This is a genomic window from Luteimonas sp. Soil_C_16 (genome assembly GCF_057657295.1).
In genome coordinates, this window is the sequence record NZ_JBDGIS010000008.1 from 127998 (window position 1) to 152098 (window position 24101).

Below are 24101 nucleotides of genomic sequence, written 5' to 3' on the forward strand. Positions count from 1 at the left end.
AGAATGCGCGTCCCCGCATCCGTCCGGCTCTTCGATGTCCAAGCAATACGACCGCGCCTACTTCGACCGCTGGTACCGCGCCGGCGACATCGGCGGGCCTGCGCGTCTCGCGCGCAAGGTCGCGCTCGCGGTCGCCACGGCCGAGTACCACCTGGAGCGTCCGCTGCGCACCGTGCTCGACATCGGTGCCGGCGAAGGCGCGTGGCGCGCGCCGCTGCTCAAGCTGCGGCCGAAGGCGCAGTACCTCGGTTTCGATGCCAGCGAATACGCGGTGTCGCGTTTCGGGCGCGCGCGCAATCTGCATCACGCGCGCTTCGCCGATTTCGAGATGCTGCGGCCCTGCCCGCCGGTCGACCTGCTGATCTGCAGCGACGTGCTGCACTACCTCGACACCCGCGAACTCGATCGCGGCCTGCCCGGCCTGGCCGACCTCACCGGCGGCGTCGCGTTCCTCGAATGCTTCGCCCGCGAGGACGGCGCCGAGGGCGACGACGACGGTTTCAAGCAGCGCCCCGCCCGCTTCTACCGGGCACGTTTCGCCGCCGCCGGTTTCCGCGCGCTGGGCTCGCATTGCTGGCTGTCGCCGCAGCTGGCCGATGCCGCCACGGCGCTCGAAACCGCCTGATCCAACGCCCGAGCGCGCGCTGAATCCAGCCCGCTGCCGCCCCGGCCATTCACGGCCGATGCGCTATGCTGCGTCGCAGCAACACCACTGACCGGGATGCCGATGCTGTTTTACCAACTGCACGAGATGGGCCGCGCCTGGATGAAGCCGTGGACGCTGCTGGCCGACGCGAACGCGAAGGCGTTCGGCGCCCACGGCACCTGGCTGTCCAACCTGCCCGGCGCCGAGCAGCTCTCCGCCGCCAACGAGCTGCTGTACCGCATCGGCAAGGACTACGAGAAGCCGGCGTTCGGCATCCACGCCGTCGAGAACGACGACAACGACCGCACCTATCCGGTCGTGCAGCTCGACGCGCTGGTGAAACCGTTCTGCAAGCTGCTGCGCTTCAAGCGCTACACCGATGATCCGGCGCATCTCGAGGTCATCAAGGCGCAGCCGACGGTGCTCGTCGTCGCGCCACTGTCGGGCCACCATTCGACGCTGCTGCGTGACACCGTGCGCACGCTGCTGCGCGACCACAAGGTCTACGTCACCGACTGGATCGACGCACGCATGGTGCCGGCCGACGCCGGCGCATTCTCGCTCGACGACTACATCGCCTACATCGAGGACTTCATCCGCCACATCGGCGCCGAAGACCTGCACGTGGTCAGCGTCTGCCAGCCGACCGTGCCGGTGCTCGCCGCCGTCTCGCTGATGGCCGGCCGCGGCGAAGCCACGCCGCGTTCGCTGGTGATGATGGGCGGCCCGATCGACACCCGTCAGTCGCCGACCGCGGTCAACAACCTGGCGACCGAAAAGCCGCTCGCCTGGTTCGAGCAGAACGTGATCCATCCGGTGCCGATGAACTATCCCGGTCGCGGTCGTCAGGTGTATCCGGGCTTCCTGCAGCACATGGGTTTCATGGCGATGAACCCCGAGCGCCATCTCGAATCGCACTGGGATTTCTACCGCGATCTGGTCAAGGGCGACGACGACGACGCGCAGTCGCACCGCCGCTTCTACGACGAATACAACGCCGTGCTCGACATGCCGGCCGAGTACTACCTCGACACCATCCGCGTCGTGTTCCAGCAGCACCTGCTGCCGCGCGGCAAGTGGGTCGTGGCCGGCGAGCGCGTGGATCCGTCGAAGATCACCGGCACCGCGCTGCTGACGATCGAAGGCGAGCTCGACGACATTTCCGGCGAAGGCCAGACGCGCGCCGCGCACACGCTGTGCACCGGCGTGTCGGAAGCCGATCGCGCACATCTGACCGTCGAGGGCGCCGGCCACTACGGCATCTTCAGCGGCCGCCGCTGGCGCACCCAGGTGTATCCGCAGGTGCGCGCCTTCATCGCATCGCATGCGCAGGGCGCGAGCCCGGCGCAGGCGAAGCTGGCAGCGAAGACCGCACGCAAGAAGGCTGCGAAGCGGACGACGAAGAAGCCGACCTGATCCCGCGCGCCACGCAGACGCGGATCACGCAAAGAGAAAGGCGCGCCGGTCGACACCGGCGCGCCTTTCTCATGGATCACACAACGGTTGCTCAGCTGTACTGCGCCGTCTTCACCAGCAGGTGCTTGGCGATGCCGCCGTGCATGCGGCCGATGCCGCGGAACAGGTGCAAGCTGGCGAACAGGGTCAGCACGCCGGTCACCAGCAGCAGCGGCGTCGCGATCAGCGGGAACGACGTCGACAGGCCCGAATCGTTGGACCAGTTCAAGACCGACCAGCCGTAATTGCTGACACCGGCTGTCGCCATGCCCGTCCATACCAGCAGCGGCGCGGCGATCATGCTCAGCGACAGCGACAGCAGGGTCACGTTGATCGTGAAGTAGACGATGCCCAGCGGCAGCATCAGCAGCAGGTAGAACAGCGTGCTCCAGGTGCGCACGTCGGTGAACATGTCGCCGATGCGCTGCAGCCAGTTGCGCCCGCGCGCCGAGTACAGCGGCCTGCGCGGCATGCGCTCGCCGAGCATCACTTCGACCAGGCGGCCTTCGACCAGCGACAGCAGCCGCACCGACCCGAAGAACAGGATCAGCAGCGGAATGCCGATCAGCACGACCACCAGGCTCAGCGACACCGACAGGCCGGTCACCACCCAGGTGAAGTAGAAGATGCCCGTCGCCAGCGACAGCACCATGTAGAACATTGATGCGTAGGTGCGCGGGTCGGCGGCGACGCCGAAGAAGCGACCGACCAGCGACGTGCGCGGCTTCGGCGCCGGCGGTCGCAGCGCGGTCTGCACCTTGACCTCGGTGTCGCGGTAGATGTCGGCCACCTCGTCCGGCGCGCCGTAGCTCGACGCGACCGAGGCGATGACCTCGGCTTCCGAACGGCCCGGTTGTTCGGCCAGTTCCGATCGCAGGTATTCCTCGGCGTCGTAGAGCGCGTCCTGCACGAGTGCGGGATCCGCGCCGGTGAGCGCGACGCGCAGCTGTTCCAGGTACTCGGGGATGCTCTGCGGTGGCGTGTGCATGTTCATTCGCGTATCCCCTCCAGGACGGCGTCGACGGAATCCCGTGTGGCCCGCCAGGCGGCGGTCCAGTGCTGCAGGGTGGTCCGCCCTGCCTCGGTGATGCGGTAGTAACGGCGCGGCGGTCCGGCGACGGACGGTTCCACGTGACTGTCGAGCAGCCCGGCCGCGCTGAGGTTGCGCAGCACCGGATACAGCGCGCTCTGTTTGCCGCTGAGCACGCCGTCGAGCGATTCGAGACGCTTGGCGATCTGGTAGCCGTACATCGGCTTGGCCGCACTGCCCAGCACCGCCAGCAACGCCAGCGACACCGTGCCCGCGCTCAGTTCCTTCTGGAACTTGCGCAGCTGCAGCTCGCTGTCATCCGGGGCATCGGCCATGGGCCACCTCCGCTAGGTTGATCCAGATACTAGTGCGGACTTCGCTATAGCGGATGTGCCGGTAGTCACGCAGACCATCGACTCGGCCACAATCGGGGGTCTGTCTTCCGGGGAATCCATCCATGCGCCAGCTGTCGCGCCACGCCTTGTCCGCCACCCTCGCCGCCTGCGTGATCGCGCTGGCCGGCTGCGCCACGTCCGGCGCGCCGGCGAGCGTCGAGACCCGCTCCACGCAGGAATTGCTGGATGCCTCGACACCCGCGGACTGGCGCACGCCCGATCCGGCCAACCTGCTGTACATGGACGTCGACGGCGGCCGTGTGGTGATCGAACTGGCGCCGGCGTTCGCGCCCGAACACGTCGCCAACATCCGCACCCTTGCCCGCGGCGGCTTCTGGAACGGACTCACGCTGTACCGCTCGCAGGACAACTTCGTCGTGCAGTTCGGCGACGTCACCGAAGAAGGCGCACCCGGCAAGCCGATCGGCAGTGCACGCGCGAAGCTGCCGGCCGAATTCGACCGCGCCTCGGCCGGCCTCGCCTTCCACGCGCTGCCCGATCCCGATGGCTGGGCGGCGCAGGCCGGTTTCGCCGACGGCTTTCCGGCCGCGCGCGACGACCGCACCGGCGCCGGCCGCAGCTGGCTTGCGCACTGCTACGGCACGCTGGGCGCGGGCCGCGACATGGCGCCCGATTCGAGCAACGGCACCGAGCTCTACATCGTCACCGGCCAGTCGCCGCGCCAGCTCGACCGCAACATCACCACCGTCGGCCGCGTGCTGCAGGGCATGGAGCTGCTGAGCGTGCTGCCGCGCGGCACCGGCCCGCTGGGCTTCTACGAGGACCCGAAGCAGCGCACGCCGATCCGCCGCATCCGCCTTGCGTCCGAAGTCCCCGCGGCCGAGCGCACGCCACTGCAGGTGCTGCGCACCGACACGCCGCTGTTCGACGCCGTGGTGGAATCGCGCCGCAACCGCCGCGACGGCTGGTACGTGCGTCCGGCCGGGCACATCGACCTGTGCAACATCAACGTGCCGGTGCGCACGCCGCCGGCAGGCTGACCGCGATGCGGATCGAGACCGAACGCCTGCTGCTGCGCCCGCACAAGATCGAGGATTTCGACGCGCTGCGGACGATGATCCGCGACCCCGAGGTGATGCGGCACATCACCTCGATCGTGCCCAGCGACGAGGATGTCTGGAACCGGCTGCTGCGCTACATCGGCCACTGGACCGCGTTCGGCTTCGGCATCTTCGCGGTGGTCGAACGCGAGACCGGCCGCACCATCGGCGGCGCCGGCTTCGCGGATTTCCGTCGCGACCTCGGAGAGGCGTTCTCCGCCTCGCCCGAAGGCGCGTGGGTGTTCGCGAAGGAAGCGCACGGACGCGGCATCGCCTCGGAAGCCACGCAGGCGATCCATGACTGGTTCGACGCTCAGCCCTTCGGCGGGCGCAGCGTCTGCATCATCAATCCGGACAACGCGCCGTCGCGGACACTGGCGGGCAAGCTCGGCTACGTCGAAACCGGCCCGACGCAATACCACGACGAGACCATCCTGACGTTCGAGCGCCTGCGACCGCGCGCCTGATCAGGCGTCGCGGCGGCTGTCGTCGCTGCCCAGCGCCTGGTGCTGGAACAGGCACATGCGAATCGCGCTGCGATAGCGGCCGTCGCTGAAGAACTCGTCGACCAGCACGCCTTCGCGCTGGAAGCCGAGCGACTCGTTGACGTGGATCGCCGCGGCGTTGTCCACGTCGACCAGCAGGAACAGCTTGTAGAGATTGAGCACGCGGAACGCGTAGGCGATCGCCAGCGACGTCGCCGGTCGCGCATAGCCGCGGCCCTGGTGCGCGGGCGAGATCATGATCGCGAACTCGGCGCGCCGGTGCAGATGGTCGATCTCGACCAGCTCCACCATGCCCACGCGCGTGTGGCTGCCGTCTTCGACGATGAAGCGGCGTTCGCTCTGGTCATGGATATGTTTGCGGAACAGCTCCTCGAGTTCGACGAAGGACTCGTAGGGTTCCTCGAACCAGTAGCTCATCACCGTGCGGTTGTTGTTGAGCTCGTGGACGAAGTGCAGATCGCCGCGTTCGAGTGGACGCAGCAGGACCGGCGGTTGTTCGCCGGCAGTGGCTGGGGTGGACGCGGTCGCATTCATGGGCGCGAGCCTACGCCCCGCCGGTGACAGAGGCGTGGTGTCGTCACGTCGGCTTTCCGTTTCGCTGCCTAGCCTGCACGTCATCCCCCGCACCAAGGAACCGACATGCCCATGCTCCGCATCCGCCTCACCGGCAGCGACGACACCGCACGCGCGGTGATCAATCTTCTGTCGAGCGTGGAGGGCATCGAGCACGTCGAGGAAATCGACGACCTGATGTCGCACATGGACGATGCCGATTCCAGCTCCGCCGGTCTCAGCGATGTCGCCGGACCGAAGATGCACGAGATCGAAGTCGAAGTCGGCAATCCCTCGACCGAGCGCAAGGTGCGCGAGGCGATCGAAGCGCTGGCCTTCGATCTCGACGCCGTGGTCGAGTTCGAGACCGAAGAAGAGGGCTGAAGCCCGCACACCCTTCGCGGCGGCGGGCGCGCTGGACTCAGCTCGCCGCCGGCAGTGCCTCGATCAGCTTGGCCATGCGTTCGCGCTGCGCGATGTCCGGCAGACGGCCCCGGCCGGCGCCCAGATTGTCGATCAGGTTCGAGGCACGACTCGTCGCCGGCGTCGCGCACGTGACCGCCGGATGCGACAGCACGAACTTCAGGAAGAACTGGCCCCAGGTGGCCGCATCGAACTCCGCCGCCCAGTCCGGCACCAGGGTTTCGCCGACGCGACGCCACAGCCGCGTCCGTCCGAACGGCGCATACACCAGCACGCCGATACCGCGCTCGGCGGCCAGCGGCAGGATCGTCTCTTCGACGTCGCGGTTGTCGATCGCGTAATCCACGCCGATGAAATCCAGCGGCTCGTTGCGCATCGTCTCGATCAGCTTCGGATACGCCGGCTTGCTGGTGGACGTCACGCCGATGTAGCGCACGCGCTTTGCGTCTTTCAGTTCCTTGAGGATGCCGAGCTGGGTCGGCACGTCGCCGAGGTTGTGCACTTGGATCAGATCGATCGTGTCGCGGCCCAGGCGCGCGAACGAGGCTTCGATCTGCGCGCGCGCCGCGGCCGGGTCGGCCTTCGCATCCGCTTCGCGACCGGCGACGTTGACCTTGGTCGCCCAGAACACGCGGTCGGCGATGCCGAGGGTCTGCACGGCCTTGCCGGCGACTTCTTCCGACGCGCCGTAGCTGGGCGCGGTGTCGAACACGGCGCCGCCCTGGTCGACCAGCGTGCGCAGGACTTCATCGAGCGCGGATGCATCGTCGCGCGCGGCCGACGAGAACGTCGCCGAGCTGCCGAGACCGACGACGGGAATGCGCTGGCCGCTCGACGGAATCGGCCGCGTCAGCATCGGCGCGGGCGTGGCGGCGAACAGCGTGCCGGGCAATGCCAGCGACAGGCCGGTACCAAGTGAGAGTTTCAGGGCATCGCGACGGGTGACCATGGCGTCCTCCTTGCATGGATGGCGCAGGCGAAGGCCTGCGTCGTGAACCGGCGCGGTATCAAAATTGCGCTGCGCGCCCGGAATGCCGGCATGACCTGCGGCGTCCCGAGTCTGCAATAGCCCGACGCCTCGGGCAACCGACGCGCTTGATGCGATCAGCCGCGGCGACGTCGCCGCCACAGCGCGCGCAGCAGGGCGAACAGCGCGACGCCGACGATCGCCAACGGGAACAGGAACGCAGTCGCGCGGATCGTCCAGGCGGTGCCGGTGGCGAGCGTGCCGCCGAATTCGCGGAACGCCATCGCGATCTCGCTGCGACCCTGCTCGCCATCGCGTGCGCGCAGTCGCACGGTCAGCAGTTGCGTGTCGATCCGGCGGCGATGCTGGGCGCCATCTCGACGTGCGGCCTCGATCTGTGCTTCGGTTGCGGCGATGCGCTCCGACAGGGCGATCATGTCGGCCACCGACAGATCGCGCCGCGCTTCGAACGCCTGCAGTCGCGCCATTTCCTTCGTCAGCCGATCCTGCTCGGTGGTGTTGTCGCGCACGACGACCGCGAGATCTTCGGCACGCGTGCTGCGCTCGCCGGCGTCGCCGCCCTCGCCTGCCAACGCGATCATCGGTTCGATACCCGCAGGCGCCATGCGCACCACCGCACGTGCAGACGGACGATCGCCGGCCGACTGCTGCGCTTCGATCAGCGTGCACGCACCGAAACGCGCATCGCGGCACGCAGCCTGGATCGCCTGCAGGCGCGGCAGAATCGCCGCCCGGTCGAGCTGCACGCCGACGCTGTGCTCGTAGGCCAGCAACGCGCCGTTCGCATCGCCGGCGGAGGCGCCCGTGGCTTCGGCGTATGCTGAGCCGCCCGCGTCAGCCGCCGTCTCTTTGTAAGAGCACCCGACCAGCAGCAACGTGGCGCACAGAGCGACACCGAACCGACGCCGTGGTGATGACATCCAGAGGTCGCGCATCAGAAGCGAGCCCCATCGATCTGCACGACCTTCAACGCCGCGAGATCGATCGCGTCGATACACCGGACATTGACACAGGCCATCTGCACACCATCCGGACCCACGCCACGGCTGTACGGCGCGATGCCGCAGGTGCCGCAGAAGTGATGCGCGATGTTGTGGGTGTTGAAGCGGTAGGTCTGCGGCGTGCCGCTGCCGGTTTCGCGCAGTGCGTCGGCGGCCACGAATGCCAGCAGGCCACCCCGCCGGCGGCACATCGAGCAGTTGCAGTCGTAGGCCTCGGCGATGTCGCCGTCCAGTTCGAACGCCAGGCTGCCGCAGTGGCAGCGCCCCGTATGCGCCATCGTCGTCTCTCCGGTTGTGCGCCGGGATTATGCGCCTGGGAAGGACGCCGGCACCCGGCGGCGACCGATGCGCGCACGGCCGAGTGACCACAGTGCAGCGGTGACGCACAACCACGCGAGCAGCCACGGCCAGGCGCGGCCGGGGCGTGTCGCCGGCATCGTGCCGACGGTCGCGTCCGACGCGCGCACCAGCGCCTGCGTCGCGCGCTGCAACGCAGCGACGTGGAGACCACCGGCGTCGCCTTCAGCCCGCACCAGGACCGGCCAGCTGCCGGCGGCAGTGTCGATGCGATTCCAGCCCGCCACCGTCGGCCAGATACCGGCGCAGCCGTTCGCGGTGGGATCGGGGATCGGCGCGATCGTCGTGCCGTCGGGCACCTGGACACGGGCCCCGGCGTCCAGGCCACAGACCGTCGAACGCGTGCCGACACGGAACTCGCCGTCGAATCGCGGCGGCTGCGCGTCGCCAGGGCGCGCGAGCGTGCCCGCCCAGCCACTCCACAACCCTGCATGCAGATCCGCGCGACCGGACAGCGGCAGTTGCCAGCTGTCGGCCAGTGTGACCACGCCCAGCCGCCCCTGCCCGAAGGCCTGCCAGCGCATCATCCCGGGCGGTCCGTCCCCCTGCCCCGGTGCACCACCGGTCAGCGGCAGATACGTGAGCGTGGGTGCGGCTTCGCCGGCCAGCGCAGGATCGAAAGGCGCGTCGTCGCTGCCCGGCCCCATCCAGGCACGCAGACGCGCGACATCGTCGGGGCCGACGTCCGGCTGCCAGTCGACGGCGCGTCCGGTCCCGACCGTCAGACCGGCGCCACGCAGCCAGCCACGCAGCGCCGCGGATGGCGTCTGCGGCGCATGGATCAGCACGCCCAGGCCACCGCGCACGGCCGTCAGCAACGACGCACGCGCACCGGCGCCGAGGCCGTCCCAGGCGCGCGTGTCGAGCAGCACCAGATCCTGCGCGGCGAGCGATGCGGCATCGAGGGCCGGCGCATCGCCCACGCCCGCGCCGCCGCCGAAGCTCGTGCGCCAGCGCAAGGTGAGGCCCGCATCCTCGGCCCAACGACGCAGCGCGCGCATGTCCGGGTTCGGAGCGCCTGTGATCAGCAGCACACGCAGCGGCGCTGCCGCGTCGACGATCACCGGCACCTGCACGCGCTCGATCTCGCGCGCGTCCGCGTCGTGCACGACAACGTCGAACAGGATCGCGCCGGCATCGCGCGCGGTCGCCCCCAGCCGGACACGTCCGATGTCGTCGGTCTCCGCACTGGACACGAGGCGCCCTGCGGGATCCATCAGCGAGACGCGTGCCCCCTCTAGCCCCGCCACCCGGCCCTGCACGTCGAAGCGCGCACCGGCGCCGATGCGATCCGGCGCGACGAGTTCGACGAGTCCGGGCGGCGCGTCGGCCGGCACGACACGCAGCGCGCGACCATCGACCGCATCGCGATCCCGCGCTTCGAGTCCATGCCCGACGACGACCAGTGCGCGCGCATCGGGATGCCGACGCAGCGCGGTCGCCAGATCCGGCATGCGTTCGGCACCCGGCGGCGCATCACCGGATTCCGGCAAGGCCACGACGGTCTCGGCTGTCGGCACTGCAAGCCCATCAGCGCCGGCCGTCAGCACGACCAGCGTGCCGTGCTCGACCGCGACGGGCGGCGGCAACAGACCGCGATACAGCAGAGATGTCGACACCAGCGTCAGCGCGACGAGCGCACCCGTGCGCCACACGGCAGGCCGTGCATCGGGCGTCGCGCGAAAATGGCCTACGACCAGCCGCAGCACCGCAAGTGCGGCGCCGACGACGAGCACGACGAGCAGCCAGCGATCCGGGGTCATGGCGCGTCTTCCTGCAACGCGTCGAGATAACGCGCGCCCATCGCATCGGGCGCAGCGCGCCGAGCGGGCGCCGGCAACGGCCGCTGCAGCACGCGCCACAGCTGTCCGCGCAGTGCCTGGCGGCAGTCGGCGCAGGCCGCGTCGCGGCGCAGTGCATCGACGGCGGCCAGCAATGCGAGCGGATCGTCGACCTGGCGCGGATGTGCCTGCGCCCAGCTGATCAATCCTTCGAGATCCGGCGCATCGTGCCAGGCGAGCGCGCGCCAGGCGTCCGCGGGTGCTGCGTCGGTGTCCACATCGGGTGCGGGCACGGCACGCGGCGCGATGCCGTCGCGATCGCCCCCGAGGCGTCGCGTGGGATCGACGGGTGGCAACGAAGCACCGACACGCGCCAGGTAGATGCGATCTGCTTCCTGCACCTGCTTGATCAGTTCGAGCGCGCGGTTGGCGTGCGGCAGCGCCTCGCGCGGCGCGGCCTGGCGCAGGTGCAGTTCCGACTGCCACATCGCCTGCAGCGCGCCGCGCAGGATCTCGCGCGTTTTCGGGTCGAGCAGCGTCGCGGCTTCCGGCAGGTCGTGGGTGTGGCCGAACGTCGCCAGCACGTCGTCGGCGCGGCCGAAGGTCATCGCGTCCTGCGGTGCGTGATCGTGATCGTGGTCGTCGCGCGTGGCCGCGCTCTGTGCGGCGGGCGCATCGTCGTGCGCATGATCGTTATCGTCATGCGCGTCCACTGGCGGCGTATCCGTCTGGCCGAAGTCGTCGATCGGCAACGGCTTGCGAGGTGGTGGAGGTGGCGCCTGCGCATCGTCGGTCGGCGGCGGACGTGGCCCCCCTTCCGATTCCTCGCCGAGGAACTGGCCGTAGCGCAGCCGCAGGATGCGCTGGTCCACGCCGAGGGCATTGGAGCGTCCTTCGAAGGCGCTGCGCGCGATGCGGGGCTGCTCGGCGATCAGGGCTTCGGCATCGATGATGATCTGCCGCTGGCTGCGGAAGTACGCGGGCAGCACATCGCGCGCGAGTCCTTCGAGCCCATCCGCATCGACCGGTGCCGGCGGTGGCCAACGCAGGATCAGGCTGGCGCTGCGGGCGCGTTGCGGTTCGGGCGCGCGGGTGTCGCGCACTTCGAGCTGGGCGACGAGATCGCCGCCCTCTTCCAGTCCGAGTGCGACCGGGTCGAGCGTCGTCGCAAACGTCATCGCGCGCGGATCGCCGCGTCCCCGCAGCGGCATCGTGCGGTCCTCGAACGTGATCGCCTCGCCGCTGCCACGTGTGACCGTGATCCGCAGCTGCGCGTCCGGTGCGACGCCGTGATCGTCACTGGCTTCGAAGACCAACGGCCAAGCGCGCTGTCCGCGGGTATAGGTCGACAGCGTCTCCTCCGGTGTGCGCACCCGTACTTCGGGCGGCCGGTCCGGCACCGCATCCAGCCGCCACGGCTGCGCGCGCGCCAGGATGTGATCGGTGTCGCCGTCGACGGCGATGCGGTAAAGCCAGGACTGGTCGAGCCGCAGTGTCGCGACCCAGTCCTCGCCCTCGCGTACGAACGCGATCTCGCTGTCGTCGTGCAGGCGCAGCGCGACACCTTGCGGCTGCGGGGCGAAGCGCAGCATCCAGCGCAAGGTCGCGCCGACCGGTGCCTGCGCATCGAGTTCGGTCTGCGTGCGCACCGCCTGACCGGTGTAGGCCGGCGCGTTGATCCGCAGCGACTGCGATTGCAGAACCGGCGCGCCGCGTATCGCGGCAGCACGCGACGTCGCTCGCGTTTGCGCATCCGCATGCGACGTGGTCGGCGGCCACCACAAGGCCGCAGCGGCGAGAAGCGCGCCCGACACCCAGGCCACCGCGATCGCGCGCTTCGGCAACGGTGCGGGTGCGGGAACCCACGGCGTTGCCCCGAGTCGCGCCTGCAGACGCGACTGTTGCAACCGCTGCAGCACACCGAGCGCCTCGGGGCGTGCGAACACGAGCGCGGCGCTGTCGTCCATGTCGGCGCGATCCGCGTCCAGGCGTCGTGTCAGCCATGCGCGATCGAAGCGCGCCGTGCGACGCGACGCCAGCCACGCGACGATCACCGCACCCACCAGCGCGATACCGGCCGCGAACGGCATGCCCGCGAGTCGCCACGCCAGCATCGCGCTGCCTGCGACCAGCGGCAGCGCGATCAGCAGCACGATGGCGGCTGCGCGTCGACGTGCGACATCCAGCGTGCGGGTCAGCTGCGCGATGACGCTCATGCCGCGTGATTCCGACGTGGCGCCGCAGCCATCCAGCGCTCCAGGGCGAATGCCAGCGCTACGAGCAGCGCCCACCACGGCCGCAGATCGCGTGGTGTCGGCGGCCAGGCATCGGCCCCTGTCGATGGCGCCAGGTCAGGGGCAGCGATGCGCCGCGGTGCGGGCGGCGGCTGCAGCAGATCGCGCAGACGCGACGGGAATGCGGGATCGAGCACGCCGGGCATCGTCGCCGGGTCGACGGCCTGCGCGAAACGTAGGCAGACCCCATCAGCGCAGCTGCCGCGCTCGAACAACGGGGCGCCGTCCGCGGTCTGCTGCAGCGGCTGCCAGTCGATGTCGTCGCGCGGCACATCCGGACCCAGCAGCAACACACGGCCGGCACGTCCGGCCAGCAACGCGGCGGGCGGCGCGGACGCGCCCCACCACACGGCAATCGCATCCGCGCGCGGCGCATCGTCGGCGTTCGCGATGCGCAACGCATCGGCATCATCGGGGCGCCACGCGCGTGCGACGGCGCGCAGCACGCGCAACGCCGGATCGTCGGCGGCGATCCCGAAGACATCGAGACGCGGCGGCAGGATCGGCGTCGCGTCCGTGCCAGTCGCATCGCCGGCGACGATGCGCCAATCGACCGGACGCGACAGCACGATGCGGCTGCCGTCCGCGCCATCGACCGTATCCGGGACCAGCACCGTCAGGGCGGTGCCGACCGGTGCGGTCATGTCCAGCTCGCGCAGCAGGCTGGCGACACTGGCGCCGCTGTCCGCGGGCACGGGGTCGCGTCCCACTTCGGGGAAGCCTGGCGCGAGCCACCGCGGTGCCGGCGCGCCTTCTTCGATTGGCGGCAGCGCCCCGTCGGCGACGCCGGGCACGACGACGGTCCAGCGCGCCGGCGCGGTTTCGCCGTGCAGCACCGGCCACGCCAGCCACAGCGCAAGCAGTGCCAGAAGCAGCAGCCGCACCAGCAACAGAGGCCAGTCGTCGAAGCGCAGGCGACGTCGCGGCTTCGGCCGCTCGCGCAGCCAGCGCAACGCGGCGAACGGCGTGGGCCGCGTCGCATCGCGGCGTGCCAGATGCAGCAGCAGCGGCAACAGCAGTGCCACCAGCGTCGCGAGCGCGGCAGGCGCGAGCAGACCGACACTCATGGCGCGCGGTCACCGAACAGTGCGCGCAGCACGGACTCCGGCGGCGTATCGATCACATGCGTGGCGAAGCGGATGCCGGCCGCGGCGAGCCGCGCCGCCAGCGCGTGTCGCGCCGCCCCGAAGCGCGCGAGGTACTCCGTGCGCAGCGCAGGACCATCGCCGAGCAGCGCCTCGCCGGCCTCGGGTTCGACGAAGCGGCGTCCGTCGCGGAACGGGAAATCCCGCTCGTCCGCGGTCAGCACCTGCAGCGCGACCACGTCGCGGCCCGCGTTGGCCAGCTGCACCAGATGCTCGACCGCGACGTCGTCGAACCAGTCGCCGACCGCAATGAGGAGATCGCCACGCGCGATGCGGCCCCACGCGGGCGCCAGCGCCTTCGCGTCGGGCCATTCGCCCTGCGGACGCACCGCGGCCATCGCATGCCGCAACCGGTCGCGCTGACGCGGGCCGGTGCCCGGGGTCACCAGCGTGACACCCGCGCCACCGCACAGCACCAGGCCGCAGGCATCGCCTTGCCGTTGCGCGATCTCGTAGATGCAGGTCGCCAGCAAACACGCGACATCGAAGCGCGTGCGCGTCGACGCGGCCTCGTCGGCCTGGGTCATCGATGCGGTGGTGTCGAGCAGCACCCACGCACGCACGGGGCTGTCGCGCTCGGCCTCGCGGACGAAGAAACGATCGCTGCGCGCGTAGAGTTTCCAGTCGATCTGCCGGGGTTCGTCACCGGATTCGTAGGCGCGGTACTGGGAGAATTCGAGTCCGCTGCCGCGGTTGCGACTCGCATGATGGCCGATGCCCTGTCGCCCGAGCGCACGACGCGGCCGCAGGCGCAGGGTCGCCAGCCATGATCGCAACGCAGGCGACAGCAGGTCGCCCGCGGCATCGACCGCGGGCGTTCCGGGTGCATCGGGTCCCGCAGTCGCCATCGCGGGAATCAGCGTGCCGGCGCGGGCAAGGCGCGCAGCAGGCCGGCGATCACCGCGTCGGCATCGATCTGCGCAGCCTCGGCCGCGAACGACAGCACCAGACGATGGCGCAGCACCGGCGCGAGCAAGGCCGCGACATCCTCGCGTGTCGCCGCGAGCCGGCCCTGCAGCAACGCACGCGCCTTCGCTGCGAGCACCAGCGACTGGCCCGCGCGCGGACCCGCGCCCCAGCGCACGTACTCGCGCACGACCTCCGGCGCGCCCTCGCCAGGTCGCGTCGCACGCACCAGCGCGGTGATCCACGCCAGCAGGTCTTCGCTGACGTGCACCTCGCGTACGAGCGCCTGCAGCGCGAGCACCGCGTCGGCGCCCATGACGCGCGGCACTTCGGCCCCGGCCGTGCCTGTGGTGCGCGCGAGGATCGCCTGCTCTTCATCCGCATCGGGATAACCGAGCGCGACGTGCAGCAGGAAGCGGTCGAGCTGCGCTTCGGGCAAGGGATAGGTACCGGCCTGTTCGATCGGATTCTGCGTCGCCAGCACGAAGAACGGCTGCGGCAGCGCGCGCGTGACGCCGGCATGGCTGACGGTGTGCTCGGCCATTGCTTCGAGCAGCGCGGCCTGGGTCTTGGGCGGCGTGCGGTTGAGTTCGTCGGCCAACAGCAACTGGGTGAACACCGGGCCTTCCTGGAACCGGAAGTGACGCTTGCCGGTGCCGTGATCTTCTTCGAGCAGTTCGGTGCCGAGCAGATCGCTGGGCATCAGGTCGGGCGTGAACTGCACGCGCCGGAAGCCCAGATCGAGCGCCTGCCCCAGCGTGCGTACCAGCAGCGTCTTGCCGAGCCCGGGCACGCCTTCGAGCAGCACGTGACCGCCCGCGAGCAGCGCGACCAGCAGTTGTTCGACGACGTCGGCCTGGCCCACGACCGCGCGGCCGATCGCGGCGCGCAATGCATCGAGCTCGGCGAGACGGGCCTGCAGATCGGCTTCGGTGGGAGCGGTAGGGGTCATGCAGAAATTCCTGTAGGAGCGCGCTCGCGCGCGATCAGGCTGTCCCGGTAGAGCGCCATCGCGCGCAAGCGCGCTCCCACGGGCGAAAGAATCCGGGTCATGCGCTCAACGCATACATGACGATGTTGACCGCGAACTTCGTATTGTCCTCGGCCAGGAACCGCTTGTTGCGCCAGTCGTAGTCCCACTCGCAACCGTAATCCTTGTTGCTGTAGAGCACGGCCAGGCGCCCGTCGATCGTGATGCCTTTCAGATAGTCGTGCACCAGATCGTCGCCCCAGCCGTTGAGCTCGAAACTCGTCGCCGGTGGCCCGTCGGGAAACTGGAAGAAGCTCCGGTAGAGCGCATGCGTGTTCGGCAGCTTCTTCAGCGCAGTCGCGCCGAAGATCGCCGCCATCTGCGCCTCGAAGGACTTCGCGAACAGCCCGTCGATGTCGTGGTTGCAGTCATCGACGAACACGAAGCCACCGCCGCGTACATAACGCTCGAAATTGCGTCGCTCGGCGGGGCTGAACTCGACCAGCTTGTGCCCGGCGAGATAGCAGAACGGCGAGGCGAGCATCTTCGGATCCGACAGCGCGACGACGCGCTCCTCGGGATCGACCCGCAGGTTCGTGTAGTCGATCAGCGAGGTGATGACGTTGGACGGCATCCGCTGGTCCACATCCCAGTTGCCTGATTCGTAGCGCAGGCGGGTGAACCAGAAGTCGTAGCGGGCGGACTGGGCCGCCACAGGCGGCAGCGCGAGCGTTGCGGCGCTGGCGAGCAGCAGTTGCAGGGATTGGCGGCGGTTCATCGCGCGCACGCCTCCGCACGCCTGCGGTGTCGCCGATACAGCGCGCAGTCACTTTGGCTTTGGCTTTGCATTGATTGGTCGATACAGGGCGCAGACCCGTAGGGCGCCGCACATGGATGTGCGGCGTTTTTCGACCGAGCCAAGGATGGCGAGTCGAAAAATCCCGGAATGACTGACTCGCCCTGACGCTGTGATCGGGGCTGGCCCTTTTCTTTGGTTCCGTTTCTTTGACTCGCATCTTCGATGCTCGCCCCTTCGGGGCCGGCTTCGCCGTTCGCACTGCGTGCGTAGGGCCAGCAAAAGAAATGAACCCGCTCGCCGCAAGGCGAGTGGAAGCGTTTGACGTTGCTTTTCGTGCCGCAGGCAAACGCACAGGCGTAAATCAAAGGCTTTCGTCCGCTGACGCGGCCTAGTTCATTTCTTTTGGTTGACGCCAAAAGAAACGGAACCAAAGAAAAACGTCTCCCCGACAAGTCCGAAGCCTCCGGGGTTACGTGCACCGGGATTTTCCGACTCGGCATCCTGCCTCGGTCGGAAAACACCGGCCATCCATGGCCGGCGCCCTTCGGGTCTGCACACTGCACTGCGTACGTCACGGAAAGCAGAAGCCTCGCGCTGTCAGGCGACGTCGGAGCACCGTGCGTTAGACCGCATCCGACAACGACGTGAACGTGAAGTCCCGCAGCCGCATCGGCGGCAGCATCATCACCATCGACGACTCGTCGCCACCCACGCGTACCGGGCGCCCCAGTTCGTCGATGTTATTGAGCATGATCACCGGCGACTCGTTGAAGCGGAAGTTCTTCACCGGATGCTTGATCTCGCCGTTCTCGATGTAGAACGTGCCGTCGCGGGTGAGACCCGTCAGCAGCACGGTCTGCGGATCGACCATGCGGATGTACCAGGTGCGCGTGACCAGGATGCCGCGATCGGTGCCGCGGATGAGGTCGGCCGTGGTGCCCTCGCCGCCCGACATCAGCAGGTTGCCCGGACGACCCACCGCGCGCTTGCCCTGCTGCTGCGCCCAGAAGCGCGAGTAGTCGAGGTTGGCGATCTTGCCGTTCTCGATGATCGGCATCTTCTCGCGCGGCAGACCCTCGCCGTCCCACGGCATCACCGCCGCTTCGGGGTGCCACGGGTCGGCGACGATGTTCACGCGCGGGTCGTAGACCTGCTCGCCGAGCTTGTTGCCGCCGCCGCGCTTGGACAGGAAGCTGCGGCCTTCATCGGCGGTGCGCGCGTCGAAGAACCGCATCATGAAACTGATCAGGCCCGCGGCCGCGGCCGGCTCCAGGATCACCGTGTACTTGCCCGGCTCCAAGGCCTTGGCCTCGGCCGAATCACTGGCCTTGCGCATCGCCACGCGGATGTCGCGGCCGGCATCGAACGCGCTCGCGTCCTTGAGATTGCGGCCCACCCAGCCCGAACCGCGACCGTCTTCGGTGCGCACGGTGCAGGTGTAGTTGAAGTTCGTCGCCTGCTGGTAACCGAAGTTGCCGTTGCTGTTGGCGAAGGCGACGAAGTTCTTGCCGTCGTCGAGGAAGCCTGCGGCGATCAGCTGCTCGGCGCGACACGGGGTGATCGAACCGGCGGCGACCTGGGCGCGGAATTCCGGCGTGATCGCGGCCGTCGATTCGCTGAAGGTCGGGCTGGGGCGATACTCCTGCTTGCCGATCGCCGGCAGGAATTCCGGATTCTCGGGCGCCAGGCGCGCGAGGTCTTCGGCGCGCTTGACCACGCTGCGCAGCGAGGCGTCGTCGAAGGCGTTGATGCTGGCCGTGCCGACGCGTTTGCCGAACGCGACCTGCACCGCGAGCTCGGCATTGCTGACGATGCCGCTGGTGGACACGTTGTTGAGCGCGAAGCGGATGTTCCCGTCGACGGAGCCGGCCAGCGTGGCCGTGCATTCGTCGGCGGTGGACAGGGCGACGGTCTTCTCGAGGATCTCGCGCGCCTGGGCTTCGGTGAAGATGGTCATGGTGGGATCTCCTTAGCCGAGCGAACGCGCGGTGTTGATGACGTTGATGCCGTTGAAGCGCGCGGTCGAGGAACCGTGCGAAACCGCCGAAACCTGGCTCGGCTGGCCCTTGCCGTCGAAGAACGAACCACCGAGGCGATAGTCGCTCTCGTCGCAGATCGCGACGCAGGCGTTCCAGAATTCCGGCGTGCGGATCTGGTAGGCCACGTCCTCGATCATGCCGGTGATCGCGCCGTTCTTGATCTCGTAGAACAGCTGGCCGCCGAACTGCGCGTTGTAGCGCTGCTGATCGATCGAGAACGAACCGTCGCCGACGATGTAGATACCGTCCTCGACGTCCTTGATCATGTCCGCGACGCTCAGCTTTGCCTTGCCCGGCGCCAGCGAGACGTTGGGCATGCGCTGGAACTGCACGCTCGACCACGAATCGGCGTAGCAGCAGCCGTCGGATTCGGTCTTGCCGAGGATATGGGCCTGGTCGCGGATCGCCTGGTAATCGACCAGCTTGCCGTCGGTGATCATGTTCCAGCGCTTGGTCGCCACGCCTTCGTCATCAAAGCCCACGGCGCCGAGGCTGCCTGCCTGGGTCTTGTCGGCGAACACGGTGACGATGTCGCTGCCGTACTGGAAGCGCTGCTCGCGCTTGTCGAGCGTGGCGAAGCTGGTACCGGCGTAGTTGGCCTCGTAGCCGAGCACGCGGTCGAGTTCGAGCGGATGGCCGATCGCCTCGTGGATGGTGAGCCAGGTGTGCGAGGGGTCGAGCACGAGGTCGTAGCGGCCCGGCTTGACCGTCGGCGCCTTGAGCTTCTCCTGTGCCTGCTTCGCCGCGGCGATCGCGTCCTCGCGCATGTCGTAGGAGTTGCCGTAGTTGACGACACCGTTGGGCGAGACGATCTTGCCCGACGCCGCGCCGTCCAGATATTCGTAGCCCATGCCCATCGGCGCGGACAGGCCTTCGCGCGTGCGGAACTTGCCGCTGGCCTTGTCGATCGCGGTGACCGTCATCGGCGCCCAGATGCGGTGCACGTCCTGATCGATGTAGGAGCCGTCGGTGCTGGCGAAATACTTCTGCTCGTTGACCAGGAACAGCGTGGAGTTCACGAAACTCGCGCCCGCGCCCATCGCCGCGGCATTGACGCCGAGCAGCAGCTCCACCTTCTCGGCCACCGGCACTTCCATGCCGTTCTTGGTCAGCGGCGTGCGCCAGGACACTTCGCCCACGCCCTTGACCGGGGCGAGCTGCACCGGCGCGGTCTGCACCTTCGAATTCGCCATCGCGATCGCCGTCGCCTGGCGCGCGGCCTCGGCCACGCCCTGCTCGGTCAGCGTATTGGTCGCCGCGAAGCCCCAGGCCCCGCCCGCGATCACGCGCACGCCGACACCGATCGACTCGGTGCTGACGACGTTCTGCACCTTGTCCTCGCGCGTCATCACGAACTGGCGCAGATAGCGGCCGACGCGGACATCGCAGTAGGTGGCGCCCGCGGACGTCGCGGCATTGAGGCCGGCATCGGCGAGCCGCTTCTTGAAGCCGACATCGAGCGTGGACACCAGCTGCTCGGCGGCGATGACCCGGCCGAAGACGGCAGGCAGCATCAGGCCGCCCGCGCCGACACCAGCGAGGGCGAGGAAGTCGCGTCTATGCAAGGGAGCTCTCCCGGAACGGGTCCGCAGCGGCGTTCGCCGTGGACGGGGTTGGCAAGGGTGGCATCGCGTCCTGCGGCGCCATCCCGATTCTTGACGCGATGCGTGCACAGCGTCCAGTGACTTTCGGCATACGCGTGTGTGATGGGGGTCGCGGGGCGGGTGTGTCCCGGTCGATTGTCCGCGGATCGAGCAAGAGGCGTCCTGCACCGCCTCACTGACAGCCCTCACCCGACGCGCTGCGCGCGTCGACCCCGGATCAAGTCAAGGGTAGGCGCTCTCCCGGAGGGAGATGTGCTGGGTCATGCGATGCGTTGGATGCAATGAGAATCCTTAGACGCACGTTGAGCGAGCCCCTCTCCCTCGGGGAGAGGGGTTGGGGTGAGGGCAAACGCTCGCATCGATGCCGACTTCAGCCATACAGCATGGGTTTCGCTGCGCTCGACCCATCCTACGAAGCGCGTTGCACGTCTCAAATATTCCGCGCCGTATTGATGATGTTGATCCCGTCGAAGCGCGTCGTCGCCGAACCGTGCGACACCGCCGAGACCTGGCTCGGTTGGCCCTTGCCGTCGAAGAACGAGCCGCCGAGTCGGAAATCGCGTTCGTCGCAGATCGCCGAGCAGGCGTTCCAGAATTCCGGCGTGCGGATCTGGTAGGCCGCGTCCTCGACCATGCCGGCGATCTCGCCGTTTTTGATCTCGTAGTACAGCTGCCCGCCGAACTGCGCGTTGTAGCGTTGCTGGTCGATCGAGTACGAGCCGCGGCCGTGGATGTAGAGACCGCGTTCGACGCCGGCGATCATCTCCTTGACCGTCAGCGGCGTTTTGCCCGGCGCCAGCGAGACGTTGGGCATGCGCTGGAACTGCACGCTCGACCACGCATCGGCATAACTGCAGCCGTCCGACTCGGTCTTGCCGAGGATGTGCGCCTGGTCGCGCGTGGTCTGGTAGTCGACGAGGATGCCGTCCTTGACCAGATCCCAGCGCTTGCACTGCACGCCTTCGTCGTCGAAACCGACCGCGCCGAGACTGCCCGGCTGGGTCTTGTCGGCGAAGAAATTGACGATGTCGCTGCCCCAGCGATACCCCGCTTCGCGCTTGTCGAGCGTGGCGAAGCTGGTGCCGGCGTAGTTGGCTTCGTAGCCGAGCACGCGGTCGAGTTCGAGCGGGTGACCGACGTTCTCGTGGATGGTCAGGAACAGGTTCGACGGATCGAGCACGAGGTCGTAGCGCCCCGGCTGCACCGACGGCGCGGACAGCTTCTCGCGCGCCTGACGCGCCGCGGCTGCGGCATCGGCGCGCATGTCGTAGGCCTGTCCGTAGGCGATCACGCCACCCGGAAGTTCGAAGCGCTGCGCGGGATCGGGCGAGAGGTACTCATAGCCCAAACCCATCGGCGCCGACAGGCCGTCGCGGGTGCGGAACTTGCCGCTGGCCTTGTCGACGGCGGTGACGGTGAACGGTGCCCAGATCCGGTGCACGTCCTGGTCGATGTACGAGCCGTCGGTGCTGGCGAAGTACTTCTGCTCGTTGACCAGGAACAGTCGTGAACTCACGAAGTCCGCGCCTTCCGCGGTCGCCGCGGCATTGACGTCCATCAGCAGCGCGACCTTGTCCTCCAGCGGCACGGCCATGCCGTTGCGCCGCACCGGGGTGGCCCACGACACTTCCCCCACGCCGCGCACCGGCGCCAGTTGCACCGGCTCGGTCTGGATGCGTGCATTGGCCTTGGCGATCTCCAGCGCCTGCCGCGTCGCTTCGGCAATGCCGTCGGGATCGAGCGATCGCGTCGCCGCGAAGCCCCAGGCACCGTTCGCGATCACGCGGATGCCGACGCCGGTCGACTCCTCGTTGACCACGTTCTCCACCCGCGTCTCGCGGGTCATCACGTACTGGCGCAGATAACGCCCGATGCGCACGTCGCAATAGCTGCCACCGCCATAGCGCGAGGCCTGCAAGGCCACATCGGCAAGCCGCTTCTTCAGTGCCGGGTCGAGGGTGCTGACGAGGTCTTCCGCGGCGATCGCGCGGCCGATGCCGCCCGGCAACAACAGGCTGCCGAGCCCGATTCCACTGTAAGCCATGAAGTCACGACGCCGCATTCCACTCTCCCCGCGGCGATGGCCGCACACCGCCCGATTCTTCGGTGGCGGTACCGCGCACGTCAAATGCCCTTCGGCACATTGCGCGCAGACTCTGCCTCATCGCACGCGCGCACCGCCGACGGACTGGGCACCGACAGAACGAGCGCGGATGATCAGCGCGTCGCCGCAACCTCCGCTGCGTTCGTCGCCAGATTGCGGCGAAGCGTTTCCAGCACGAGCCCGTAGTAGACCCGCTCGTTGTCACGATCGTACAGGCCGTGTGTCTCGCTCAGCGGCATGTGGCTCTGATAGGGGACCCCCGCTGCATCGAGCGCGCGGCGCATCGCGCGGAAGTGCTCCGGCGACACGCGCGGGTCCCGCGCACCCTGCACGAGCAGCAGATCCGCGCGAATGCGCGCTGCATGCGTCGTGACCGATGCTTCGCGCAGTTCCACAGGTTCGGTTCCGATGATGTCCGCAAGCCGGTTCCGGCCCCACCTCGAGCGCTGCGTATCACCCCAGCGGAACATGGTCGGCAGATCGTATGGGCCGGCGAATCCGATGGCGCAGCGATAGAGCTCCGGCTCCCGCGCCGCCCCCATCAGCGCGGCATACGCGCCATAGCTGCCGCCCATGATGCAGGCGCGCACCGGATCGATGCCGGCCTGCGCCTGCGCCCAGCGCGTCGCGTCCGTTACGTCGCGCTGCATCGCGCCACCCCACTCGCGATAGCCCAGCCGCTCGAAGCCTCGACCGCGACCGCTGGAGCCGCGGAAATTCACCTGCATGACGGCGTAACCCTGCGCGGCGAGGATCTGCACTTCCTTGTCGTAGCCCCACGCGTTCTGCACGCCGAAGGGACCTCCATGCACCAGCACCACCAGGGGCGCGTCGCCTTCGACGTGCGCCGGACGGGTCAGGTAGCCGTCGAGCGACAGGCCGTCGCGCGCGGCGAACTCCACGGGCGTCGTGGCCGACAACGCGTCCGGTTCCAGCCAGGCATGGCTGCGCATGATCGCGCGCATCTCTCCCGATTCGGACTCCAGCGAATAGAACCGGCCGGGCTCGCGGTCACTCGACACGAGCGCGACCACGGACCGGCCGTCACGGCTGCTGCTCACGACGCGTGCGAACTGCCCGGGAAACTCCGCCTCCAGCGCGCGGATCAGCACCGCATGCGGATGCGTGTCGTCGAAAAAGGTTACAGTAGGAACGCCAGTGCCGTACCGCACCCCGATCGGCTCCCGCCCGTCGAGCGATCTGACGATGCTGTGGGGGCTGAGCCTGGGATGCGAGGCCACGACACGACGGGAGCCGGTCGCCAGATCCATGCGTTCGATTACATCCGGTCCGTCCGTCCGCTCGGCCCACAGGTAGGCGGCCTGCAGTGCGTAATCCATCCCGACGGGCGAAACGCGCAAACCGCTTTTCGCTTCGTCGTTGACCAGCACCCACGTGTCGTCACGTCGCACATATACCGTCTGCACGTCGTCGTCATCGATCGCCCAGGCAAAGCGCGGCGCTCCGAGACGGTCGGTCATGAACATTGCATCCGGCACCGGACCATCCACGATGTCGATGCTCTTGCCGCCGCCCTGGGCGGGCACCTCCTGCAGCCGCATCAGACACTGGCGCCGCTGCACCCGGACACAACTCTGGACCAGCACCCGGCCCGGCTTGTCGACGAGCGGATCGACCAGCGCGCCGTAGAAACCCCGTCGCCCGCTGCCGTCCGCGTTGATCGCGTAGATCATGTTCGCGCTCACGGGCTGCGCGGTCTGTCCGGACTTGAACGACCAGCTCGCGAACAGACGCTCATCTTCGACCCATACGATCGAGTCGACCCTGCCGTCCTTGCCCGGATCGATCCGGGCGGTGACCTGCAGATCGGATCGACGCAGGACCGCCACCATCACCCGGTCGGACATCGGCACACTGATCGCGTAGTAGTCGCCCTTGGGTGACAGCGCCATCCAGTTCACGGCGGGCTGGCGAAGCAGGTCGTCCAGTGAAGGTGCTTTGGCCGTAGCGGCAGACGCCAGCACCAGCAACGCACCCACAGCAGCCGTCCATCGCATCTTCAACATCCCTGTCCCCTCAAGTTT

The 24101-nt window shown here is 68.5% G+C and carries 21 protein-coding genes; 5 read left to right on the top strand and 16 right to left on the bottom strand.

Translation table 11 applies throughout. The annotated features are described in order from the left end of the window. Positions 1–34: 34 nt before the first annotated feature. On the top strand, positions 35–625 hold the full coding sequence (locus AC3A5T_RS15015) for a class I SAM-dependent methyltransferase (protein ID WP_332076655.1): 591 nt from the start codon (positions 35–37) through the stop codon (positions 623–625). A gap of 96 nt (positions 626–721) precedes the next feature. Next, on the top strand, positions 722–2062 hold the full coding sequence (locus AC3A5T_RS15020; RefSeq protein ID WP_487629234.1) for a polyhydroxyalkanoate depolymerase: 1341 nt from the start codon (positions 722–724) through the stop codon (positions 2060–2062). Positions 2063–2153: 91 nt separating this feature from the next. On the opposite strand, the gene AC3A5T_RS15025 is transcribed toward AC3A5T_RS15020, so the two are convergent. Beyond that, a complete protein-coding gene (locus AC3A5T_RS15025; RefSeq protein WP_487629235.1) occupies positions 2154–3095 on the bottom strand; it encodes a sensor domain-containing protein in 942 nt (313 codons plus the stop codon). After that, the gene (locus AC3A5T_RS15030) at positions 3092–3466 is read right to left on the bottom strand and encodes a PadR family transcriptional regulator (protein ID WP_487629236.1); all 375 of its coding nucleotides are present in this window, start codon (positions 3464–3466) and stop codon (positions 3092–3094) included. Before AC3A5T_RS15030 ends, AC3A5T_RS15025 begins: the two co-directional genes overlap by 4 nt. 122 nt (positions 3467–3588) lie before the next feature. Between AC3A5T_RS15030 and AC3A5T_RS15035 the strand changes: the two genes are divergently transcribed. Together AC3A5T_RS15035 and AC3A5T_RS15040 are read left to right on the top strand one after the other, a co-directional pair. Further along, positions 3589–4527, top strand: a complete 939-nt coding sequence (locus AC3A5T_RS15035) for a peptidylprolyl isomerase (RefSeq protein ID WP_487629237.1) — start codon at positions 3589–3591, stop codon at positions 4525–4527. 5 nt (positions 4528–4532) lie between these two features. After that, positions 4533–5054: a GNAT family N-acetyltransferase gene (locus AC3A5T_RS15040; RefSeq protein ID WP_487629238.1), complete on the top strand. Its 522-nt coding sequence runs from the start codon at positions 4533–4535 to the stop codon at positions 5052–5054. On the opposite strand, the gene speG is transcribed toward AC3A5T_RS15040, so the two are convergent. Beyond that, entirely contained in the window at positions 5055–5627 is a 573-nt protein-coding gene (gene speG, locus AC3A5T_RS15045) for a spermidine N1-acetyltransferase (RefSeq protein WP_487629239.1), read from the bottom strand. It lies immediately after the preceding gene. A gap of 105 nt (positions 5628–5732) precedes the next feature. On the opposite strand from speG, the gene AC3A5T_RS15050 reads away from it, so the two are divergent. Continuing rightward, the gene (locus AC3A5T_RS15050; protein ID WP_310231409.1) at positions 5733–6029 is read left to right on the top strand and encodes a hypothetical protein; all 297 of its coding nucleotides are present in this window, start codon (positions 5733–5735) and stop codon (positions 6027–6029) included. A 37-nt stretch (positions 6030–6066) separates the two neighbouring features. Here the strand turns inward: AC3A5T_RS15050 and AC3A5T_RS15055 are convergent, their stop codons facing one another. From AC3A5T_RS15055 to AC3A5T_RS15115, 13 genes are all read right to left on the bottom strand, one after another. Then, entirely contained in the window at positions 6067–7017 is a 951-nt protein-coding gene (locus AC3A5T_RS15055) for an aldo/keto reductase (protein ID WP_487629240.1), read from the bottom strand. Between the two features lie 155 nt (positions 7018–7172). Beyond that, positions 7173–7991 (bottom strand): DUF4349 domain-containing protein, encoded by an 819-nt coding sequence (locus AC3A5T_RS15060; RefSeq protein ID WP_487629241.1) that lies wholly within the window; start codon positions 7989–7991, stop codon positions 7173–7175. Continuing rightward, on the bottom strand, positions 7991–8335 hold the full coding sequence (locus AC3A5T_RS15065; protein WP_487629242.1) for a GFA family protein: 345 nt from the start codon (positions 8333–8335) through the stop codon (positions 7991–7993). Before AC3A5T_RS15065 ends, AC3A5T_RS15060 begins: the two co-directional genes overlap by 1 nt. 27 nt (positions 8336–8362) lie before the next feature. Continuing rightward, positions 8363–10177 (bottom strand): carboxypeptidase regulatory-like domain-containing protein, encoded by a 1815-nt coding sequence (locus AC3A5T_RS15070; protein ID WP_487629243.1) that lies wholly within the window; start codon positions 10175–10177, stop codon positions 8363–8365. Further along, positions 10174–12411: a hypothetical protein gene (locus tag AC3A5T_RS15075; protein WP_487629244.1), complete on the bottom strand. Its 2238-nt coding sequence runs from the start codon at positions 12409–12411 to the stop codon at positions 10174–10176. The genes AC3A5T_RS15070 and AC3A5T_RS15075 overlap by 4 nt, the downstream gene beginning before the upstream one ends. After that, positions 12408–13556: a BatA domain-containing protein gene (locus AC3A5T_RS15080; RefSeq protein ID WP_487629245.1), complete on the bottom strand. Its 1149-nt coding sequence runs from the start codon at positions 13554–13556 to the stop codon at positions 12408–12410. The genes AC3A5T_RS15075 and AC3A5T_RS15080 overlap by 4 nt, the downstream gene beginning before the upstream one ends. Beyond that, the gene (locus AC3A5T_RS15085; protein WP_487629246.1) at positions 13553–14482 is read right to left on the bottom strand and encodes a DUF58 domain-containing protein; all 930 of its coding nucleotides are present in this window, start codon (positions 14480–14482) and stop codon (positions 13553–13555) included. The genes AC3A5T_RS15080 and AC3A5T_RS15085 overlap by 4 nt, the downstream gene beginning before the upstream one ends. An 8-nt stretch (positions 14483–14490) precedes the next feature. Beyond that, positions 14491–15492: an AAA family ATPase gene (locus AC3A5T_RS15090; protein ID WP_487629247.1), complete on the bottom strand. Its 1002-nt coding sequence runs from the start codon at positions 15490–15492 to the stop codon at positions 14491–14493. A gap of 97 nt (positions 15493–15589) precedes the next feature. Further along, positions 15590–16288, bottom strand: a complete 699-nt coding sequence (locus tag AC3A5T_RS15095) for a DUF4159 domain-containing protein (protein WP_487629248.1) — start codon at positions 16286–16288, stop codon at positions 15590–15592. Between the two features lie 643 nt (positions 16289–16931). Further along, a complete protein-coding gene (locus AC3A5T_RS15100; RefSeq protein WP_332076638.1) occupies positions 16932–18266 on the bottom strand; it encodes a TldD/PmbA family protein in 1335 nt (444 codons plus the stop codon). A 12-nt stretch (positions 18267–18278) separates the two neighbouring features. Continuing rightward, positions 18279–19913, bottom strand: coding sequence for a TldD/PmbA family protein (locus tag AC3A5T_RS15105; protein WP_332076637.1), 1635 nt, complete (start codon positions 19911–19913; stop codon positions 18279–18281). A 469-nt stretch (positions 19914–20382) separates the two neighbouring features. Beyond that, the gene (locus tag AC3A5T_RS15110) at positions 20383–22014 is read right to left on the bottom strand and encodes a TldD/PmbA family protein (protein ID WP_487629249.1); all 1632 of its coding nucleotides are present in this window, start codon (positions 22012–22014) and stop codon (positions 20383–20385) included. Positions 22015–22169: 155 nt separating this feature from the next. Continuing rightward, complete coding sequence (locus AC3A5T_RS15115) at positions 22170–24083, bottom strand: alpha/beta hydrolase family protein (RefSeq protein ID WP_487629250.1); 1914 nt, start codon at positions 24081–24083, stop codon at positions 22170–22172. Positions 24084–24101: the final 18 nt, after the last annotated feature.

Excerpts from the sequence above, each read along its gene's own strand:
- AC3A5T_RS15085 (WP_487629246.1), bottom strand. The coding sequence starts at position 14,482 with ATGGCGACTGCGGGACCCGATGCACCCGGAACGCCCGCGGTCGATGCC.
- AC3A5T_RS15020 (WP_487629234.1), top strand. The coding sequence starts at position 722 with ATGCCGATGCTGTTTTACCAACTGCACGAGATGGGCCGCGCCTGGATG.
- AC3A5T_RS15110 (WP_487629249.1), bottom strand. The coding sequence starts at position 22,014 with ATGCGGCGTCGTGACTTCATGGCTTACAGTGGAATCGGGCTCGGCAGC.
- AC3A5T_RS15115 (WP_487629250.1), bottom strand. The coding sequence starts at position 24,083 with ATGTTGAAGATGCGATGGACGGCTGCTGTGGGTGCGTTGCTGGTGCTG.
- AC3A5T_RS15080 (WP_487629245.1), bottom strand. The coding sequence starts at position 13,556 with ATGAGTGTCGGTCTGCTCGCGCCTGCCGCGCTCGCGACGCTGGTGGCA.
- AC3A5T_RS15060 (WP_487629241.1), bottom strand. The coding sequence starts at position 7,991 with ATGCGCGACCTCTGGATGTCATCACCACGGCGTCGGTTCGGTGTCGCT.
- AC3A5T_RS15090 (WP_487629247.1), bottom strand. The coding sequence starts at position 15,492 with ATGACCCCTACCGCTCCCACCGAAGCCGATCTGCAGGCCCGTCTCGCC.
- AC3A5T_RS15075 (WP_487629244.1), bottom strand. The coding sequence starts at position 12,411 with ATGAGCGTCATCGCGCAGCTGACCCGCACGCTGGATGTCGCACGTCGA.
- AC3A5T_RS15015 (WP_332076655.1), top strand. The coding sequence starts at position 35 with ATGTCCAAGCAATACGACCGCGCCTACTTCGACCGCTGGTACCGCGCC.
- AC3A5T_RS15040 (WP_487629238.1), top strand. The coding sequence starts at position 4,533 with ATGCGGATCGAGACCGAACGCCTGCTGCTGCGCCCGCACAAGATCGAG.
- AC3A5T_RS15095 (WP_487629248.1), bottom strand. The coding sequence starts at position 16,288 with ATGAACCGCCGCCAATCCCTGCAACTGCTGCTCGCCAGCGCCGCAACG.
- AC3A5T_RS15030 (WP_487629236.1), bottom strand. The coding sequence starts at position 3,466 with ATGGCCGATGCCCCGGATGACAGCGAGCTGCAGCTGCGCAAGTTCCAG.
- AC3A5T_RS15100 (WP_332076638.1), bottom strand. The coding sequence starts at position 18,266 with ATGACCATCTTCACCGAAGCCCAGGCGCGCGAGATCCTCGAGAAGACC.
- AC3A5T_RS15055 (WP_487629240.1), bottom strand. The coding sequence starts at position 7,017 with ATGGTCACCCGTCGCGATGCCCTGAAACTCTCACTTGGTACCGGCCTG.
- AC3A5T_RS15025 (WP_487629235.1), bottom strand. The coding sequence starts at position 3,095 with ATGAACATGCACACGCCACCGCAGAGCATCCCCGAGTACCTGGAACAG.
- speG (WP_487629239.1), bottom strand. The coding sequence starts at position 5,627 with ATGAATGCGACCGCGTCCACCCCAGCCACTGCCGGCGAACAACCGCCG.
- AC3A5T_RS15070 (WP_487629243.1), bottom strand. The coding sequence starts at position 10,177 with ATGACCCCGGATCGCTGGCTGCTCGTCGTGCTCGTCGTCGGCGCCGCA.
- AC3A5T_RS15065 (WP_487629242.1), bottom strand. The coding sequence starts at position 8,335 with ATGGCGCATACGGGGCGCTGCCACTGCGGCAGCCTGGCGTTCGAACTG.
- AC3A5T_RS15035 (WP_487629237.1), top strand. The coding sequence starts at position 3,589 with ATGCGCCAGCTGTCGCGCCACGCCTTGTCCGCCACCCTCGCCGCCTGC.
- AC3A5T_RS15050 (WP_310231409.1), top strand. The coding sequence starts at position 5,733 with ATGCCCATGCTCCGCATCCGCCTCACCGGCAGCGACGACACCGCACGC.